13 protein-coding genes are annotated in these 16,212 nt (G+C 61.9%); 5 read left to right on the top strand and 8 right to left on the bottom strand.

The features are described 5' to 3' along the window. Nucleotides 1–49: 49 nt before the first annotated feature. On the top strand, nucleotides 50–1,426 hold the full coding sequence (locus tag I5S59_RS04285; RefSeq protein WP_128321805.1) for a glutamine synthetase family protein: 1,377 nt from the start codon (nucleotides 50–52) through the stop codon (nucleotides 1,424–1,426). A gap of 88 nt (nucleotides 1,427–1,514) precedes the next feature. On the opposite strand, the gene argA is transcribed toward I5S59_RS04285, so the two are convergent. Both argA and argE read right to left on the bottom strand, forming a co-directional pair. Next, nucleotides 1,515–2,813 (bottom strand): amino-acid N-acetyltransferase, encoded by a 1,299-nt coding sequence (argA, locus tag I5S59_RS04280; RefSeq protein WP_197875527.1) that lies wholly within the window; start codon nucleotides 2,811–2,813, stop codon nucleotides 1,515–1,517. 115 nt (nucleotides 2,814–2,928) lie between these two features. Beyond that, nucleotides 2,929–4,086 (bottom strand): acetylornithine deacetylase, encoded by a 1,158-nt coding sequence (argE, locus tag I5S59_RS04275; RefSeq protein WP_197875526.1) that lies wholly within the window; start codon nucleotides 4,084–4,086, stop codon nucleotides 2,929–2,931. Between the two features lie 127 nt (nucleotides 4,087–4,213). Between argE and I5S59_RS04270 the strand changes: the two genes are divergently transcribed. After that, nucleotides 4,214–5,605 carry an inorganic triphosphatase gene (locus I5S59_RS04270; protein ID WP_197875525.1) on the top strand — a complete coding sequence of 464 codons (1,392 nt, stop codon included), beginning with the start codon at nucleotides 4,214–4,216 and terminating at the stop codon, nucleotides 5,603–5,605. A 3-nt stretch (nucleotides 5,606–5,608) separates the two neighbouring features. Here I5S59_RS04270 and I5S59_RS04265 read toward each other — a convergent pair whose 3' ends face one another. Beyond that, nucleotides 5,609–6,079 (bottom strand): Lrp/AsnC family transcriptional regulator, encoded by a 471-nt coding sequence (locus I5S59_RS04265; protein WP_128321809.1) that lies wholly within the window; start codon nucleotides 6,077–6,079, stop codon nucleotides 5,609–5,611. A 126-nt stretch (nucleotides 6,080–6,205) separates the two neighbouring features. On the opposite strand from I5S59_RS04265, the gene I5S59_RS04260 reads away from it, so the two are divergent. The 3 genes from I5S59_RS04260 (at nucleotide 6,206) to I5S59_RS04250 (ending at nucleotide 8,697) form a co-directional block, all read left to right on the top strand. Next, nucleotides 6,206–6,526, top strand: a complete 321-nt coding sequence (locus I5S59_RS04260; protein ID WP_197875524.1) for a hypothetical protein — start codon at nucleotides 6,206–6,208, stop codon at nucleotides 6,524–6,526. A gap of 99 nt (nucleotides 6,527–6,625) precedes the next feature. Then, on the top strand, nucleotides 6,626–8,329 hold the full coding sequence (locus tag I5S59_RS04255; protein WP_197875523.1) for a GspE/PulE family protein: 1,704 nt from the start codon (nucleotides 6,626–6,628) through the stop codon (nucleotides 8,327–8,329). 53 nt (nucleotides 8,330–8,382) lie between these two features. Then, the gene (locus tag I5S59_RS04250) at nucleotides 8,383–8,697 is read left to right on the top strand and encodes a DUF2388 domain-containing protein (protein WP_197875522.1); all 315 of its coding nucleotides are present in this window, start codon (nucleotides 8,383–8,385) and stop codon (nucleotides 8,695–8,697) included. 86 nt (nucleotides 8,698–8,783) lie between these two features. On the opposite strand, the gene gcvP is transcribed toward I5S59_RS04250, so the two are convergent. The 5 genes from gcvP to I5S59_RS04225 all read right to left on the bottom strand — a co-directional run bounded on the left by gcvP (nucleotide 8,784) and on the right by I5S59_RS04225 (nucleotide 16,134). Then, the gene (gene gcvP, locus I5S59_RS04245) at nucleotides 8,784–11,657 is read right to left on the bottom strand and encodes an aminomethyl-transferring glycine dehydrogenase (RefSeq protein WP_197875521.1); all 2,874 of its coding nucleotides are present in this window, start codon (nucleotides 11,655–11,657) and stop codon (nucleotides 8,784–8,786) included. Nucleotides 11,658–11,738: 81 nt separating this feature from the next. After that, a complete protein-coding gene (gene gcvH / locus I5S59_RS04240) occupies nucleotides 11,739–12,122 on the bottom strand; it encodes a glycine cleavage system protein GcvH (RefSeq protein ID WP_197875520.1) in 384 nt (127 codons plus the stop codon). 46 nt (nucleotides 12,123–12,168) lie between these two features. Continuing rightward, nucleotides 12,169–13,251 (bottom strand): glycine cleavage system aminomethyltransferase GcvT, encoded by a 1,083-nt coding sequence (gcvT, locus tag I5S59_RS04235; protein ID WP_197875519.1) that lies wholly within the window; start codon nucleotides 13,249–13,251, stop codon nucleotides 12,169–12,171. A gap of 119 nt (nucleotides 13,252–13,370) precedes the next feature. Then, the gene (locus tag I5S59_RS04230) at nucleotides 13,371–14,993 is read right to left on the bottom strand and encodes an ABC transporter permease (RefSeq protein ID WP_197875518.1); all 1,623 of its coding nucleotides are present in this window, start codon (nucleotides 14,991–14,993) and stop codon (nucleotides 13,371–13,373) included. A 139-nt stretch (nucleotides 14,994–15,132) separates the two neighbouring features. Then, nucleotides 15,133–16,134 carry an extracellular solute-binding protein gene (locus tag I5S59_RS04225; protein ID WP_197875517.1) on the bottom strand — a complete coding sequence of 334 codons (1,002 nt, stop codon included), beginning with the start codon at nucleotides 16,132–16,134 and terminating at the stop codon, nucleotides 15,133–15,135. Between the last annotated feature and the right edge of the window lie 78 nt (nucleotides 16,135–16,212).

Genomic DNA, 16,212 nt, shown 5'->3' with positions numbered 1-16,212 from the left:
GCTGCAAGCCCCCATTGATTGATATTTTTAACAACAAAGGTGTTGCATCATGTCGGTACCCCCGCGTGCCGTTCAGCTTAACGAAGCGAACGCGTTCCTTAAGGAACATCCTGAGGTTCTCTACGTTGACCTTCTGATTGCAGATATGAATGGTGTGGTGCGTGGCAAGCGCATTGAGCGCACCAGCCTCCACAAGGTTTACGAGAAAGGCATCAACCTGCCGGCCTCCCTCTTCGCATTGGATATCAACGGTTCGACCGTCGAAAGTACCGGCCTGGGCCTGGACATCGGCGATGCCGACCGCATCTGCTATCCGATCCCCGATACCCTGTCCAACGAGCCTTGGCAGAAGCGCCCGACCGCTCAGCTGCTGATGACCATGCACGAACTCGAAGGCGAGCCGTTCTTTGCCGACCCGCGGGAAGTCCTGCGTCAGGTCGTGACCAAGTTCGACGAGCTGGGCCTGACCATCTGCGCCGCCTTTGAACTTGAGTTCTACCTGATCGACCAGGAGAACGTGAACGGCCGTCCACAGCCACCACGCTCGCCGATTTCCGGCAAACGCCCGATTTCGACCCAGGTTTACCTGATCGACGACCTCGACGAGTACGTCGACTGCCTGCAGGACATCCTCGAAGGCGCCAAGGAACAAGGCATTCCTGCCGACGCCATCGTCAAGGAAAGCGCTCCGGCACAGTTCGAAGTCAACCTGCACCACGTTGCCGACCCGATGAAGGCCTGCGACTACGCGGTACTGCTCAAGCGCCTGATCAAGAACATCGCCTACGACCATGAAATGGACACCACCTTCATGGCCAAGCCCTATCCGGGCCAGGCGGGTAATGGTCTGCATGTCCATATCTCGGTGCTGGACAAAGATGGCAAGAACATCTTCACCAGCGAGGATCCCGAGCAGAACGCCGCACTGCGTCACGCGATCGGCGGTGTGCTCGAGACCCTACCGGCGTCGATGGCGTTCCTCTGCCCGAACGTCAACTCGTACCGCCGTTTCGGTGCCCAGTTCTATGTACCCAACTCGCCGAGCTGGGGCCTGGACAACCGTACCGTGGCCCTGCGCGTACCAACCGGTTCACCGGATGCCGTGCGCATCGAACACCGTGTTGCCGGTGCCGACGCCAACCCGTACCTGCTGATGGCCGCCGTGCTGGCCGGCGTTCACCATGGTTTGACCAACAAGGTTGAACCAGGCGAGCCGACCGAAGGCAACTCCTACGAGCAGAACGAGCAGAGCCTGCCGAACAACTTGCGTGATGCACTGCGCGAGCTGGACGACAGCGAGATCCTGGCCAAGTACATCGACCCGAAATACATCGATATCTTCGTGGCCTGCAAAGAGAGTGAGCTGGAGGAGTTCGAACACTCCATCTCCGACCTCGAGTACAACTGGTACCTGCATACCGTGTAACAACCGCTTCGCGGCGGTCCGGTAAACCGGCTCCCACACCTGTGGGAGCCGGCTTTGCCGGCGATGGGCTGCAAAGCAGCCCCAAAAACTACAACGTCTTCTCGAAAATCTTCGAATTGCGCTGATAGTTGTACAGCGAAGCCCTTGCCGCCGGTAGCCGCTCGACCCCGCTTGGGACGAAGCCCCGCTCGCGGAACCAGTGCGCAGTCCGGGTCGTCAGTACGAACAGTGTATTGAGCCCCATTTCCCGCGCCCGCGTCTCGATACGCTCAAGCAACTCATCACCGCGCCCACCGTGGCGATACTCGGGATTGACCGCCAGGCACGCCAGCTCGCCAGCATCGGAATCTGCGATCGGGTACAAGGCTGCGCAGGCGATGATCATGCCTTCCCGCTCGACCACACTGAACTGCTCGATTTCGCGCTCCAGCACCTCACGCGAGCGACGTACCAGGATGCCCTGCTCTTCCAGCGGGCTGATCAGGTCAAGCAGGCCACCGACGTCTTCAATTTCCGCTTCACGCACCTTCTCGAACTGCTCCTGGGCCACGAGGGTGCCACCACCATTGCGGGTGAACAGTTCGGTGAGCAAGGCACCGTCTTCGGCGTAACTGACGATATGGCTACGCGCCACGCCACCACGGCACGCCTCGGCGGCGGCATCGAGCAGTTCACCCTGATAATCGCTGCCCAGGCGCGTCAGGTGCGCGGGGACCTGCTGCGGACGCAGTTCACGCACCAACCGCCCTTGCTCATCAAGCAAGCCGCGTTCAGCGCCGAACAGCAGCAATTTGTCGGCTTCCAGCTCGATGGCGGCGCGGGTTGCGACGTCTTCACAGGCGAGGTTGAAAATTTCCCCGGTGGGCGAATAGCCCAAAGGCGACAACAGCACGATCGAACGTTCGTCGAGCAGGCGATTGATGCCTTTGCGGTCAACCCGGCGCACTTCGCCGGTGTGGTGATAGTCGACCCCTTCGAGCACACCGATCGGCCGCGCCGTCACCAGGTTGCCGGAAGCCACGCGCAGCCGCGAGCCCTGCATCGGCGAGGCGGCCATGTCCATCGACAGGCGCGCTTCAATGGCAATACGCAACTGCCCCACCGCATCGATCACGCACTCCAGCGTGGCGGCATCAGTGATGCGCATGCCGCGATGGTAGTGCGGAGTCAGGCCGCGGCTGCTCAGGCGGGTTTCGATCTGCGGGCGCGAACCATGCACCAGTACCAGCCGAACCCCGAGGCTGTGCAGCAGCACCAGGTCGTGGACGATGTTGCCGAAATTGGGATGTTCAACGCCGTCGCCGGGCAGCATGACCACAAAGGTGCATTCCCGGTGAGCGTTGATGTAAGGCGAAGCATGACGCAGCCAGTTGACGTAATCGGGCATAACCACAGAGCCTGTAAAAAATTGGACAAGAACGGGAAAGCACACAGCGCTCGAAGGGTTATCGTCGGAACAGGCTTGGCGTCACGCGCAATCTCCTTGGGGAAAACGGCTGAACTCAGCGGGCAATTACCGGGCTCAGGCAATAATGTTCAATCAGTTCACGCAATAGACGCACAGTAGGCTGCAAGCGTGACATTTCAAGGTACTCGCCCGGCTGATGGGCACAAGCGATGTCACCGGGGCCCAATACCAGGGTTTCGCAGCCCAGGCGCTGAAGATAAGGCGCTTCGGTGCCAAAGGCTACCGCTTCGGCGCGATGACCGGTAAGACGTTCGGCTACCTTGACCAGTTCCGCATCGGCGGCCTGCTCGAAGGGCGGCACTTCGGGGAACAGCGGCGCGTAGTCGATCTGCACCTGATGCTGCTCGGCCAGCGGTGCCAGCTTCTGGCGAATGGCCGCACGCAGGGCCTGCGGGTCCATCCCCGGCAGCGGCCGCAGGTCGAACTCCAGCGCACATTGCCCGCATATCCGGTTGGGATTGTCGCCGCCATGGATGCAGCCGAAGTTCAGGGTCGGTTGCGGCACGCTGAACTGGGCATTGTTGAATTCCTTCTGCCATTGCCGGCGCAACCCCATCAGTTCGCCCATCACCTGATGCATGGCTTCCAGCGCGCTGTGTCCAAGGCTGGGATCCGACGAATGGCCACTTCGCCCGAGGATGTCGATGCGTTCCATCATCACCCCCTTGTGCAGGCGGATCGGCTTGAGCCCGGTCGGCTCACCGATCACTGCCGCACGCCCCAGCGGCCGGCCAGCCTCGGCCAATGCACGGGCACCCGACATCGAACTTTCTTCGTCACAGGTGGCAAGGATCAGCAGAGGCTGTTTGAAATCATGGGCCAGCAGCGGCTGCACGGCCTCGATGATCAGGGCGAAGAAGCCTTTCATGTCACAACTGCCCAAGCCCACCCAACGGCCATCGACTTCGGTCAGCTTGAGCGGGTCGGTACTCCACAGCTGTGGGTCGTAAGGCACCGTATCGCTGTGCCCGGCCAGCACCAGACCACCCGGGCCACTGCCATAGGACGCCAGCAGGTTGAACTTGCCCGGGTTCACCTGTTGTATGTCGCAGTCAAAACCAAGGTCGCCCAGCCACCCGGCCAGCAGGTCGATCACCGCACGGTTGGACTGGTCCAGCACAGGTTGGGTACAGCTGACCGAGGGTGCGGCAATCAGCGCGGCAAACTGGTCTTTGAGCGATGGCCAGGGCATGCGCTTTCTCCTCGGGACGAAACCCATCATAGGGCCATCGGGCACCTGGAATAAACCGTCGGCGGCCGAGTCCTGTACACTGCACGGCCAAGACGCTCCCTGTCATCCGAGCCTGGATTACCCAGCAATGCACAAAGAAACCGAAATCAAACTGCGCGTCAGCCGCGAGACGCTCGCCGCCCTGCGCGAGCACCCATTGCTGAAGAAGCGCAACAAGTCCGGCTGGCAGCAGCGCGAGCTGCTCAACCAGTACTTCGACACCCCCGAGCGTGACCTGGCTGCAGCCAAGGTCGCCCTGCGCCTGCGCCGCGATGGCGATGTGGTCATCCAGACCCTCAAGACCCGCGGCCAAAGCGTCGCCGGCCTGTCGCAGCGCAACGAACACGAGTGGGAGCTGCCCAAGGCCAAGCTGGACCTGAAGAAGCTCGACGACACGTGCTGGCCGGCCGAACTGGCCGAGCTGGACAAAAAGACCATCAAGGCGCTGTTCACCACCGACTTCACCCGCGAATACGCTGAAATCGCCTGGGGCCGTGGCAAGTCCAAGGTGGTGATCGAAGCAGCCCTGGACCTGGGCACAGTGGTCGCGGGCAAGCAGAAAGAAGAAATCTGCGAGCTGGAACTGGAACTGCGCGAAGGCGAACCCGAAGCGCTGCTGGAACTGGCTGCCGAACTGTCCGCCAGCCTGCCGCTGTTCCCCTGCGACATCAGCAAGGCCGAACGCGGCTATCGCCTGCTCGACCCGGCCAGCTACGCCTTGAGCCTGCCAGCGAGCGAGCTCAGCGCCGAGATGTCGGTAGACGACGCCTTTGCCGCGCTCGCCCTGCAACTGCTCGGCGCCAGCCAGCGCCTGGCTGAGCAGTATCGCTTCAACGGCCACTGGCGCCTGCTGCAAGACTGGGTGCAGTCCCTCGCCGAACTGCGCGCCCTGGCCAGCAGCCTTGGCCAGGCAGCGCCGCGTACCACCACTGCAGCACTGCGCAGCAGCCTCGATGCCCTGCTCGAAGACTGGCGCCCACTGGTGCTGGCCGGCAACGACGACGAAGACGTTCGTCGCGCTGCGCCAGAGCAGTTCGCCGAAGAGCTGCTCGACACCCGCTGGGGTCAGTTCTCCCTGGAAACCTCGCGCTGGCTGCTGGCCCGCGGCTGGACCGTCGAGCGCAACAAGCGCGGCGACCGCCAGGGCGCTGCCCAGTTGGCCAACTGGCTGAACGTGCTGCTGGCTGACGAGGCCAAGGCGCTGAACCTGCCGCTGTACCATCGCCAGCCGGAAGACCTGGCCGAACAGCTGCCGCGTATCGAGCGCCTGCTGGCCTGGTTGCACCATGCCCGTCAGGTGCTGGAAAGCCCGGACCTGGACCGCCTGTTCGGAGAACTGAACAAGCTGCACGAACTGGCCAACCTGCCGATCAGCGACGAAGTGGAAGCAGACGTGCGCACCGAGGTGCTGGACGCCCGTGCCCACCAGGTCATGGCCGTGTTCCAGAGCCGTGGCTGGAAACACCTGCTGCGCAAATAAGCCCTAGCGCAGCACCGGTAGACTCGTCGTGGACTTGATTTCAGACAAGGCCACGATCGAGTTGACCTCCTGGATCCCCGGCACCATCGACAGCTTTTCGAAAAAGAACCGTTCGTAGGCTTCGATGTCCGGGGTGACGATCCTCAGCAAGAAATCCACCGCCCCCATCAGCACATAGCACTCCAGCACTTCTTCAAAACCGCGGATCGCCTCGGTGAACTCGGTGAAGTTGGAGCGGCCGTGGGCGTTGAGTTTCACCTCGGCGAATATCTGCGTGTTCAGGCCGATCTTCTTGCGGTCGAGCAAGGTCACCTGACCGCGAATCACCCCCTCCTCCTTCAAGCGCTGAATCCGCCGCCAGCAAGGCGACTGCGACAGCCCTACCCGCTCGGCAATCTGCGCACTGGAAAGCGAAGCATCCTCCTGCAACAGGGCCAGGATGCGTCGGTCATAAGCGTCCAACTCGCTTTGCATAATAATTTCCTTTCAATACACCAGGGCGAATTGATCAATTCAACAAATCGCCATATCTGCTGATTTTAGAGAAAAAATTCCGGCTTGCGCATGTAAAAATCTCTCGCACTGAAACCGGAGAATCTCATGAGCGCACTCGAACGCTTCGACAGCCCTGCCACCCCGTTGCGTGACGACGTCTGGGCCGCCAGCAGCGCCCTGAGCTACGTGCGCTACCAATTGCAGGTCGAAGCCGAGCCAGACAGCCTTTGCCGGGTGCTGAACCTGTTTGCCCTGCAGTTCCTGACGCCCCACAAGGTGGTGATGAACCAGTGCGACGATGTGCTGCAGGTAGAGCTCGAGATTGGCGGCCTGAGCTGGCACCGGGCCGAGTTGATCGCACAAAAAATGCGCAACCTGATCTGTGTCGACGAGGTCCGTCTGACGCTGGCCCATCGCCCGGTCTGAACCGGGAAACGCCTGGAAACGCATCCGGGCCTTGCTATTCCCCACAGCCAGCTAAGCTTGTGATTGCCACCCCTTCAGGCAGCAAGGCAAGGACGCCACATGACTGTCAGCCAACAGGACCGCAGGCTGACGCTCGAGCGCCTACTGGGCGACCTGCTTGATGCCCGGCTTCTCAGCCAGGACACTGTCCAGGCACTGCGCGCTCAAGCCCCCGCCAGCAACTCCCATCCTCTTGAACACATTGCCTGCCAGGGTCTGCCTGACCCTCGCCAACCGGGCCAGCGCCTGAGCCTGGAAGCCCTGTGCCAGTGGCTGGGTCAGCACGCCGGGCTGCCGTACCTGCACATCGATCCGCTGCAACTCGACCTGGTAGCAACCACGGGGCTGATGTCGGCCACCTTCGCCCAACGCCACGGCATCCTGGTGATTGCCGATGATGCCCAGGGCATCACCGTGGCCAGCGCCGAGCCTTATGTCAGGTCATGGGAAGCGGACCTGGCCCAGGTGCTGCGACGCCCGATCAGGCATGTGCTGGCCAGCCCGGTACAGATTCGCCAGTTCAGCCAGGCGTTCTTCCACCTGGCCCATTCGGTCCATGGCGCCAGCCGTCAGCAAAGGGGGCTGCCCTCGCCGGGCAATCTCGAGCACCTGCTCGAACTGGGCGCGCAAGGCCAACGAGCAGAAGATGAGGATGCCCATATCGTCACCATTGTCGACTGGCTGCTGCAGTACGCCTTCGATCAACGGGCCAGCGACATCCATCTGGAGCCCAGGCGGGACCAGGGGCAATTGCGCTTTCGCATCGATGGCGTGCTGCACCCGGTCTACGAGTTTCCGGCTGAAGTCACTTTGGCTGTGGTCAGCCGCCTGAAAACCCTTGGGCGCATGAACGTGGCGGAAAAGCGTCGGCCCCAGGATGGCCGGATCAAGACGCACCTGCCGGCCGGCAATGACATTGAGCTGCGCCTGTCGACCCTGCCGACCACCTTCGGCGAGAAGCTGGTGATGCGCATCTTCGACCCGCACCTGATGCAGCACGACTTCCACCAGTTGGGCCTCACGGGTGACACCCTGACACGCTGGCAAGCCATGATCAGCCAGCGCCACGGCCTGATCCTGGTCACAGGGCCGACCGGCTCCGGCAAGACCAGCACCCTTTACGCCACCCTGAAGTACCTGGCAACGCCTCAGGTCAATGTGTGCACGGTTGAAGACCCGATTGAAATGGTCGAACCCCGGTTCAACCAGCTGCAGGTCCATCCGGCGATCGACCTGGGCTTTGCCGAGGGCGCCCGGGCTCTGCTGCGCCAGGACCCGGACATCATCATGATCGGCGAGATCCGCGACCTGGAAACAGCGCAGGTGGCCTTCCAGGCGGCATTGACCGGCCACTTGGTGCTATCCACCCTGCACACCAACGATGCCTGCAGTGCGATCAGCCGCTTGCTAGAGCTGGGGGTAGCGCCGCACCTGATCAACGCCGGGCTGATCGGTGTGTTGGCTCAACGCCTGGTGCGCACCCTCTGCACACGGTGCAAAGTACCGAACCAAGGGAGCGGCTATAGCGCCGCAGGCTGCAACGCGTGTCGGCAGACCGGTTATCACGGCCGCAGCGCCATTCATGAGCTGCTGAGAGTAAGCACCGCCTTCAAAGCCGGTATTTGCCACGATACCGACCTTACCCTGCTGCGCCAGAAGGCCGTCGAAGAAGGCCTGCTCAGCTTGCTGCAGAGCGGTGAACAGAAAGTGGCTGCCGGCCTGACCACACAGGCAGAAGTATTGAGCGTGGCGCCAGGGAACTAGATTCGGGCGAACCAATCCAATCGGCCAGTTCACCTCAGTTGGAGTCACCCCCGATGCGTCTCAACGTTGCAGTCGCAACCCTTGCCCTGCTTTCCCTGCCTGTCGGTTCGGCCATGGCCGATACCTTCTGGCGCAATGTCATTACCTCCGGCGCAACCACCGGCTCCACCTACCTGACGTCCAAGGACCACAAGCTGGTCGCGGCCGCGCAGGATGATGCCAGCAGCTTTGTCGCCAGCGAAGGCGCCATTCGAGGTCCCTATCTGGAAGCGGCCATGCGCACTGCCCGGGCTGAAAACCCGGACCTCAAGGTCAGCGACATGGACCTGGCCAACGCGATCCTGGCCAAGAATGCTGTAGACCATTAATACACCGATTTTTAGGGCCCCATCGCCAGCAAGCCGGCTCCTACGGGCGGAGCGTTGTAGGAGCCGGCTTGCTGGCGATCCTTGCCTCACCGATAGTCGTCCACCGGTACACAAGCACAGAACAGGTTGCGGTCACCGAACACGTTATCTACCCGGTTCACTGCCGGCCAGTACTTGTGCAAACGCACGTGGTCGCTGGGCGCAACGCCCTGGGCAATGCTGTAGGGACGCTCCCAGATACCCACTACATCCGCCAAGGTATGCGGCGCATGCTTGAGCGGGTTGTCTTCTGCAGGCCAGTTGCCGTCCTGCACTTCCTGGATTTCTGCACGGATGCTCAGCATCGCTTCGATAAAGCGGTCCAGTTCAGCCTTGGACTCGCTCTCGGTCGGCTCGACCATCAAGGTCCCCGGCACCGGAAACGACATGGTCGGTGCATGGAAGCCGTAATCCATCAGACGCTTGGCCACATCCTCCTCGCTGATTCCGGTCAGGGCTTTCAGCGGCCGCAGATCGAGAATGCATTCATGCGCCACGCGCTCATTGCGCCCGCGATACAACACCGGGAACGCGCCGCCTAGCCGCTCGGCGAGGTAGTTGGCCGAAAGAATCGCCACTTCACTGGCATCGGCCAGTTGCGGCCCCATCATGGCGATGTACATCCAGCTGATCGGCAGGATGCTCGCGCTGCCCCAAGGGGCGGCACTCACCGCGGTATTTTTCGGGTCCGGCCCCAGCACCGGGACAACCGGGTGACTGGCGACAAAAGGTGCCAGGTGCGCACGCACGCCGATCGGCCCCATGCCGGGACCGCCACCCCCATGGGGGATGCAGAAGGTCTTGTGCAGGTTCATGTGCGACACATCGGCACCGATATCGGCCGGCCGCGCCAGGCCAACCTGCGCATTGAGGTTGGCGCCATCCATGTACACCTGGCCGCCCTGCTTGTGGATAACTTCGCAGATCTCGCTGATACCCTCTTCATAGACACCGTGGGTCGAAGGGTATGTTGCCATCAGGCAGGACAGCCGCTCGCCCGCCGCGAGCGCCTTGGCCTTGAGGTCCGCGAGGTCGACGTTGCCGGCTTCGTCGCACTCGACAATCATCACCTGCATACCGGCCATCTGTGCCGATGCCGGGTTGGTGCCATGCGCGGAAGAGGGAATCAGGCAGATATCGCGCTGATGCTGATGACGGCTGCGGTGATACTTGGCAATGGCCATCAACCCGGCGTATTCACCCTGGGCGCCCGAGTTGGGTTGCATGCAGATGGCATCGAAACCGGTGATCGCGCAAAGCCAGGCTTCCAGCTCATCGATCATTGCCTTGTAGCCCTGCACCTGCCCGGCGGGGGCGAAGGGGTGCAACAAGGCAAAACCCGGCCAGGTGATCGGGATCATCTCGCTGCTGGCATTGAGCTTCATGGTGCAGGAACCCAGCGGAATCATCGACTGGTTCAACGCCAGGTCTTTGTTTTCCAGCTGCTTGAGGTAGCGCAGCATCTCGGTTTCGCTGTGGTGCAGGTTGAACACCGGATGGGTAAGAAAGGTCGAGCGCCGTACCAGCGCTGCCGGAATACCCTCCGGCAAGGCCTGTGCATCGAGGGTGGCAATATCCAGGCCGTGGTCGGCACCCAGGAAGATATCAAACAGCCGTAGCACAGTGGATTCGTCACAGGTCTCGTCGAGGCTCACGCCCAACTGCCCGCGCCCGAGGATGCGCAGGTTGATCTGCGCGGCCTCGGCACTCTCGATGATCGCCGTCTGGCTGCCGCCGACCTCCAGGGTCAGGGTGTCGAAGAAGTGCTGGTTGAGGCGCTTGATGCCTTTGCTTTCCAGCCCCGCCGCCAGCACGAAGGTCAGCGCATGCACACGCTGGGCAATGCGCTGCAAGCCTTCCGGGCCGTGATAGACCGCGTAGAAGGCGGCGATGTTGGCCAGCAGCACCTGTGCCGTGCAGATGTTGGAATTGGCCTTCTCGCGGCGAATATGCTGCTCGCGGGTTTGCAGGGCCATGCGCAACGCGACGTTGCCGCGTGCGTCCTTGGACACGCCGATGATGCGCCCGGGCATGGCTCGCTTGAAGGCATCGCGACAGGCAAAGTAGGCAGCATGCGGGCCGCCATAGCCCATCGGCACGCCAAAGCGCTGTGTCGTACCCAATACCACGTCAGCGCCCAGCTCACCCGGTGGGGTCAACATCAGCAGGCTGAGCAGGTCGGCGGCAACACAGGCCAGTGCCTGTTGCTTGTGCAGCTGTTCGATCAACGGGCGCAAGTCGCGGATTTCGCCATGGGTATCGGGGTACTGCAACAACGCCCCGAACACCTGGTAATTACCCAGGTTATCCACAGCATCGACGACCAGCTCGAAACCGAAACCTTCGGCACGGGTCTGCAGCACCGACAGGGTTTGTGGGTGGCAGTGCTCGTCGGCAAAGAACACATTGCTTTTCGACTTGGCCATGCGCTTGGCCAGGGCCATGGCTTCAGCGGCCGCCGTGGCCTCATCGAGCAACGAGGCGTTAGCCAGGTCGAGCCCGGTGAGGTCGATGACCATCTGCTGGAAATTCAGCAAGGCTTCCAGGCGACCTTGAGCAATTTCCGGCTGATAGGGGGTATAGGCGGTGTACCAGCCCGGATTTTCAAGGACGTTGCGCAGAATGACGGTGGGTGTGACGGTACCGTGATAACCCATGCCGATGAGGCTGGTCCACACCTGGTTCTGCTCGGCGTAGCCCCTGAGTTTGGCGAGGGCAGCCTGTTCATCCAGTGCGTCGGGCAGTTTCAGTGGCCCGTTCAGGCGAATGCCCGGTGGCACGGTCTGCTCGATCAGCGCGCTACGGCTGGCCAGGCCAAGGGCCTGGAGCATCGCCTGCTGCTCCGAGGCATCAGGCCCCAGGTGGCGACGCAAGAAGGGATTGGGGTCGTGCAGTTGGCTCAGGGACGGCGACTGGGACATAGCGGCTCTCTCTTCCTAGACCAAGCCCCGACCAGTCGAGGCATATTGAGTCTAGGAAGAGATTGCCGCTTTGTGTGAAAACTATTCGCCGATGGCGGCAGCGTAGCCGGCAGCGTCGAGCAGCTTCTCCAGTTCGGCGGTGTTGCTTGGCTTGAGCTTGAAGATCCAGCTGCCGTAAGGATCGCTGTTCAGCGACTCAGGGCTGTCACCCAGGGCCTCGTTCACGGCGATGACTTCACCGCTGACGGGCGCGTAGATGTCCGAAGCGGCCTTGACCGACTCGACCACACCGGCAGCATCGCCCGCAGCGAAGACCTTGCCAACTTCGGCCAGCTCGACAAACACCACGTCACCCAGGGCTTCCTGGGCGTGATCGCTGATACCCACGGTCACACTGCCGTCGGCTTCCAGTTTGGCCCACTCGTGACTTTCGGCAAAACGCAGGTCGGCGGGGATATTGCTCATCTTGTTTTCCTCAATAGGGTCAGCGGTAGGCCCGCCAGAATTAGGTTCAGATCAAAATCTTGCCATGGCGCACGAAGGTCGGCTTGACCACTCGCACCGGGTACCACTTGCCACGAATCTCCACCTCGGCACGATCGGCGGTTGCCATCGGCACCCGCGCCAGGGCGATGGATTTGCTCAGCGTAGGTGAGAAGCTACCACTAGTGATCTCCCCCTCGCCAATACCAGCGACACGCACGACCTGATGAGCGCGCAGAACGCCACGCTCTTCCAGCACCAGGCCGACCATTTTTTGCTCCACGCCGCTCTCGATTTCCGCGAGCAAGCCGCTGCGACCGATGAAGTCGCGTTCGGCAGGCTCCCAGGCGACGCTCCAGCCCAGGTTCGAGGTCAGCGGCGTGTGGGCCTGGTCGATGTCCTGGCCATACAGGTTCATCCCGGCCTCAAGGCGCAGCGTATCGCGGGCACCGAGGCCGCTCGGGGCAATACCGGCACCGACCAGGTCGTTGAAAAACGCCGGGGCCTGCAGCGCCGGGAAGATAATCTCCAGGCCGTCTTCGCCGGTATAACCGGTACGGGCGATAAACCAGTCGCCTTCGGCGCGCCCTTCAAAAGGCTTGAGGTCACGGATCAGCGCCGCTCTGGGAGCGGACACCAGCTCGGCAACCCTGGCGCGGGCCTCGGGCCCCTGGATGGCCAGAATGGCCAGTTCCGGACGCTCGTTGAGGGTCACCTTGAAATCGCCTGTGCAGGCGTTCAGCCAGGCAAGGTCCTTGTCCCGGGTGGCGGCGTTGACCACCAGGCGATAGCCGCTCTCGCACCGGTAGACGATCATGTCGTCAATAACCCGGCCCTGCTCATCGAGCATGGTGCTGTACAGGGCCTTGCCGACTTCATCCAGTCGCGCAATGTCGTTGGCCAGCAGACGTTGTAGCCAGGCTGGGGCGTCATCGCCGGTTACATCGATAACGGTCATGTGGGAAACATCGAATACCCCGCAGTCACGGCGCACCTGATGGTGCTCTTCGACCTGCGAGCCATAGTGCAACGGCATGTCCCAACCGCCAAAATCGACCATCTTGGCGCCTAGCGCCAGGTGCAGGTCATAAAGAGGCGTGCGCAGTCCCATGGGTTTCTCCTTCCGGGCGTGGCGAGGCTTCGGCTTTAGGCAGCGTTTGCGCTACCCGGTCTGTAAGACCGACCACAGAATGCCGCGCATTGTAGCTGCAAGCTTGGACGCTGGCACCCTCAGCGCGTTTGACCGAGGTGCCGGGACGAACGTCGAATCAACCCGATAACCGGTAGCAGGCCCACCAGAATCAGCGTTAGCGCGGGTAGCGACGCCCGCGCCCACTCGCCTTCGCTGGTCATTTCAAAGATGCGCACGGCCAGGGTGTCCCAGCCAAACGGACGCATCAGCAAGGTGGCCGGCATTTCCTTGAGCACATCGACAAACACCAGCAAGGCGGCGCTCAAGGCACCGGGTACCAGCAAAGGCAGATACACCTTGATAAACAATCGTGGCCCACCGACCCCGAGGCTACGGGAAGCCTCGGGCAGTGACGGACGAATACGCTCCAGGCTGTTTTCCAGCGGGCCGTAGGCCACGGCGATGAAGCGCACCAGGTAGGCCAGCAGCAAGGCAAACAGGCTACCCAGCAGCAGTGGCCTGCCCGCCCCGCCCAGCACGTTCGACAGCGGCACCACCAGCTGGTTATCCAGGTAACTGAAGGCCAGCATGATCGACACCGCCAGCACCGAGCCCGGCAAGGCATAGCCCATGTTCGCCAGGCCAACACCGGCACGGATGCCCGGTGTCGGCGCTTGCCGGCGGGCAAATGCCAGTACCAGGGCCACACTCACGGTAATCAGCGCCGCCATCGCGCCCAGGTAAAGGGTGTGCAGGATCAGGTTGGTATAGCGCTCATCCAGGTCGAAGCGACCACGCTGCCAGAACCACACCAGCAATTGCAGCACGGGGATGACGAACGCACAGGCAAACACCAACAGGCACCAGCTTGAGGCAGCCAACGCCTTGACCCCACGCAGGTGGTACAGCGCCTTGGCTCGCGGCCGTTCATTGCTGCCACGCACGGCGCCCCGGGCACGGCGCTCACCGTAGAGCACCAGCATCACCGCCAGCAGCAACAGGCTGGCCAGTTGAGCGGCACTCGACAGGCTGAAGAAGCCATACCAGGTCTTGTAGATCGCAGTGGTGAAGGTGTCGAAATTGAATACCGACACCGCACCGAAATCGGCCAGGGTTTCCATTAACGCCAAGGCAACACCGGCGCCAATGGCCGGACGCGCCATGGGTATTGCCACCCGCCAGAACGCCTGCAACGGCGAATGCCCCAAGACCCTCGCCGCCTCCATCAGGCCTTTGCCCTGGGCCAGGAACGCGTTGCGCGCCAACAGGTAGACATAGGGGTAAAACACCAGCACCAGCACGATGATCACCCCGCCGGTGGAACGCACTCGCGGCAGGCGCATGGGCCCGAACGATTCACGCAGCAGGGTTTGCACCGGCCCGGCAAAGTCCAGCAGGCCAACGAAGACAAACGCCAGGACGTAGGCCGGAATGGCAAACGGCAGCATCAGCGCCCAGTCCAGCCAGCGCCGACCGGGAAACTCGCACAAACTGGTCAGCCAGGCCAGGCTCACACCCAGCAAGGTGACGCCCACGCCGACCCCGGCAATCAGGGTCAGGGTATTGCCCAGCAGACGGCTCATCTGGGTATCGAGCAAATGCGACCAGATCTGCGTGTCGACCGACTGCCACGACAACAGCAGTACGCTCAGCGGCAGCAGCACCAGGGCGGCAATGGCGAAAACCAGGGGATACCAGCGGCGTTGGGCGGGGTGAGCCAAAAGGAACTCTCTGTGCAGTGATGACGACCGCGTGGCGGTCGATCGCAAGCAAGGCCGGGGCCACAGGTGTTAAAACACGGGAACCGGCCTTGTCAGCGAATGGGGCCTGACCAGGCCCCGAAAGGATAAAGCCTTGCGCTTAGTTCCAGCCAGCCCGATCCATCAGGCGAATGGCTTCTGCCTGACGCTTGCCGGCAATTTCGACCGGGATGGTGTCAGCCTTGAAGCTACCCCAGGCCGCGACTTCTTCAGAGGGAGCGACTTTCGGGTTGGCCGGGAACTCCTGGTTCACACCGGCGAAAATCTTCTGTGCTTCTTCACCGGTCATCCACTCGACCAGTTTTTTCGCTGCCTCAGGATGCGGTGCGTACTTGGTCAGGCCAATACCCGAGAGGTTGACGTGTACGCCACGGTCGGCCTGGTTTGGCCAGAACAGCTTGACCGCCAGTTTCGGGTTTTCCTTGTGCAGGCGACCGTAGTAGTAGGTGTTGACGATACCGACGTCGCACTGGCCGGCATTGATGGCTTGCAGCAAGGCGGTGTCGTCGGAGAACACATCGGTGGACAGGTTGTTGACCCAGCCCTTGATGATTTCTTCGGTTTTCTGCTCGCCGTGGGTTTCGATCAGGGTAGCGGTCAGCGACTGGTTGTAGACCTTCTTCGCCGTGCGTAGGCACAGGCGACCTTCCCAGTGCTTGTCCGCCAGGGCTTCGTAGGTGCTCAGCTCTTCGGGTTTGACCCGCTCTGTGGAGTAGGCGATGGTCCGCGCACGCAGGCTCAGGCCGGTCCAGTCGTGGGACGAGGCGCGGTATTGCGAGGGAATGTTGGCATCGATCACTTCGGACTTGATCGGCTGCAGAATGCCCATCTGCTCTGCCTGCCAGAGGTTGCCGGCATCAACGGTCAGCAGCAGGTCGGTGGTGGCGTTCTGCCCCTCGGCCTTGATCCGTTGCATCAGCGGCGCTTCCTTGTCGGTGATGAACTTGATCTTGACCCCGGTCTTGGCGGTATAGGCATCAAACACCGGCTTGATCAGCTCGTCGATGCGCGAGGAATACACCACCACCTCGTCTGCCGCCTGGGCGGTGCCGCCCAACAGAGTCAGAGCCAGGGCGGCCAATACGTGCTTGCGTGGCAACATGGTGCAGTCCTCGGAATTCAATTAAGGCGCAAATGGTAGTTAATCCCATTTGCCTTCTCAACCGAACTCACAAGGGAG

This window comes from Pseudomonas alkylphenolica, from assembly GCF_016009175.1.
In the GTDB taxonomy this organism is placed as follows: domain Bacteria; phylum Pseudomonadota; class Gammaproteobacteria; order Pseudomonadales; family Pseudomonadaceae; genus Aquipseudomonas; species Aquipseudomonas alkylphenolica_B.
Note: the sequence above shows the minus strand (reverse complement) of the source record. Positions and strands in the feature narration are given on the sequence as shown.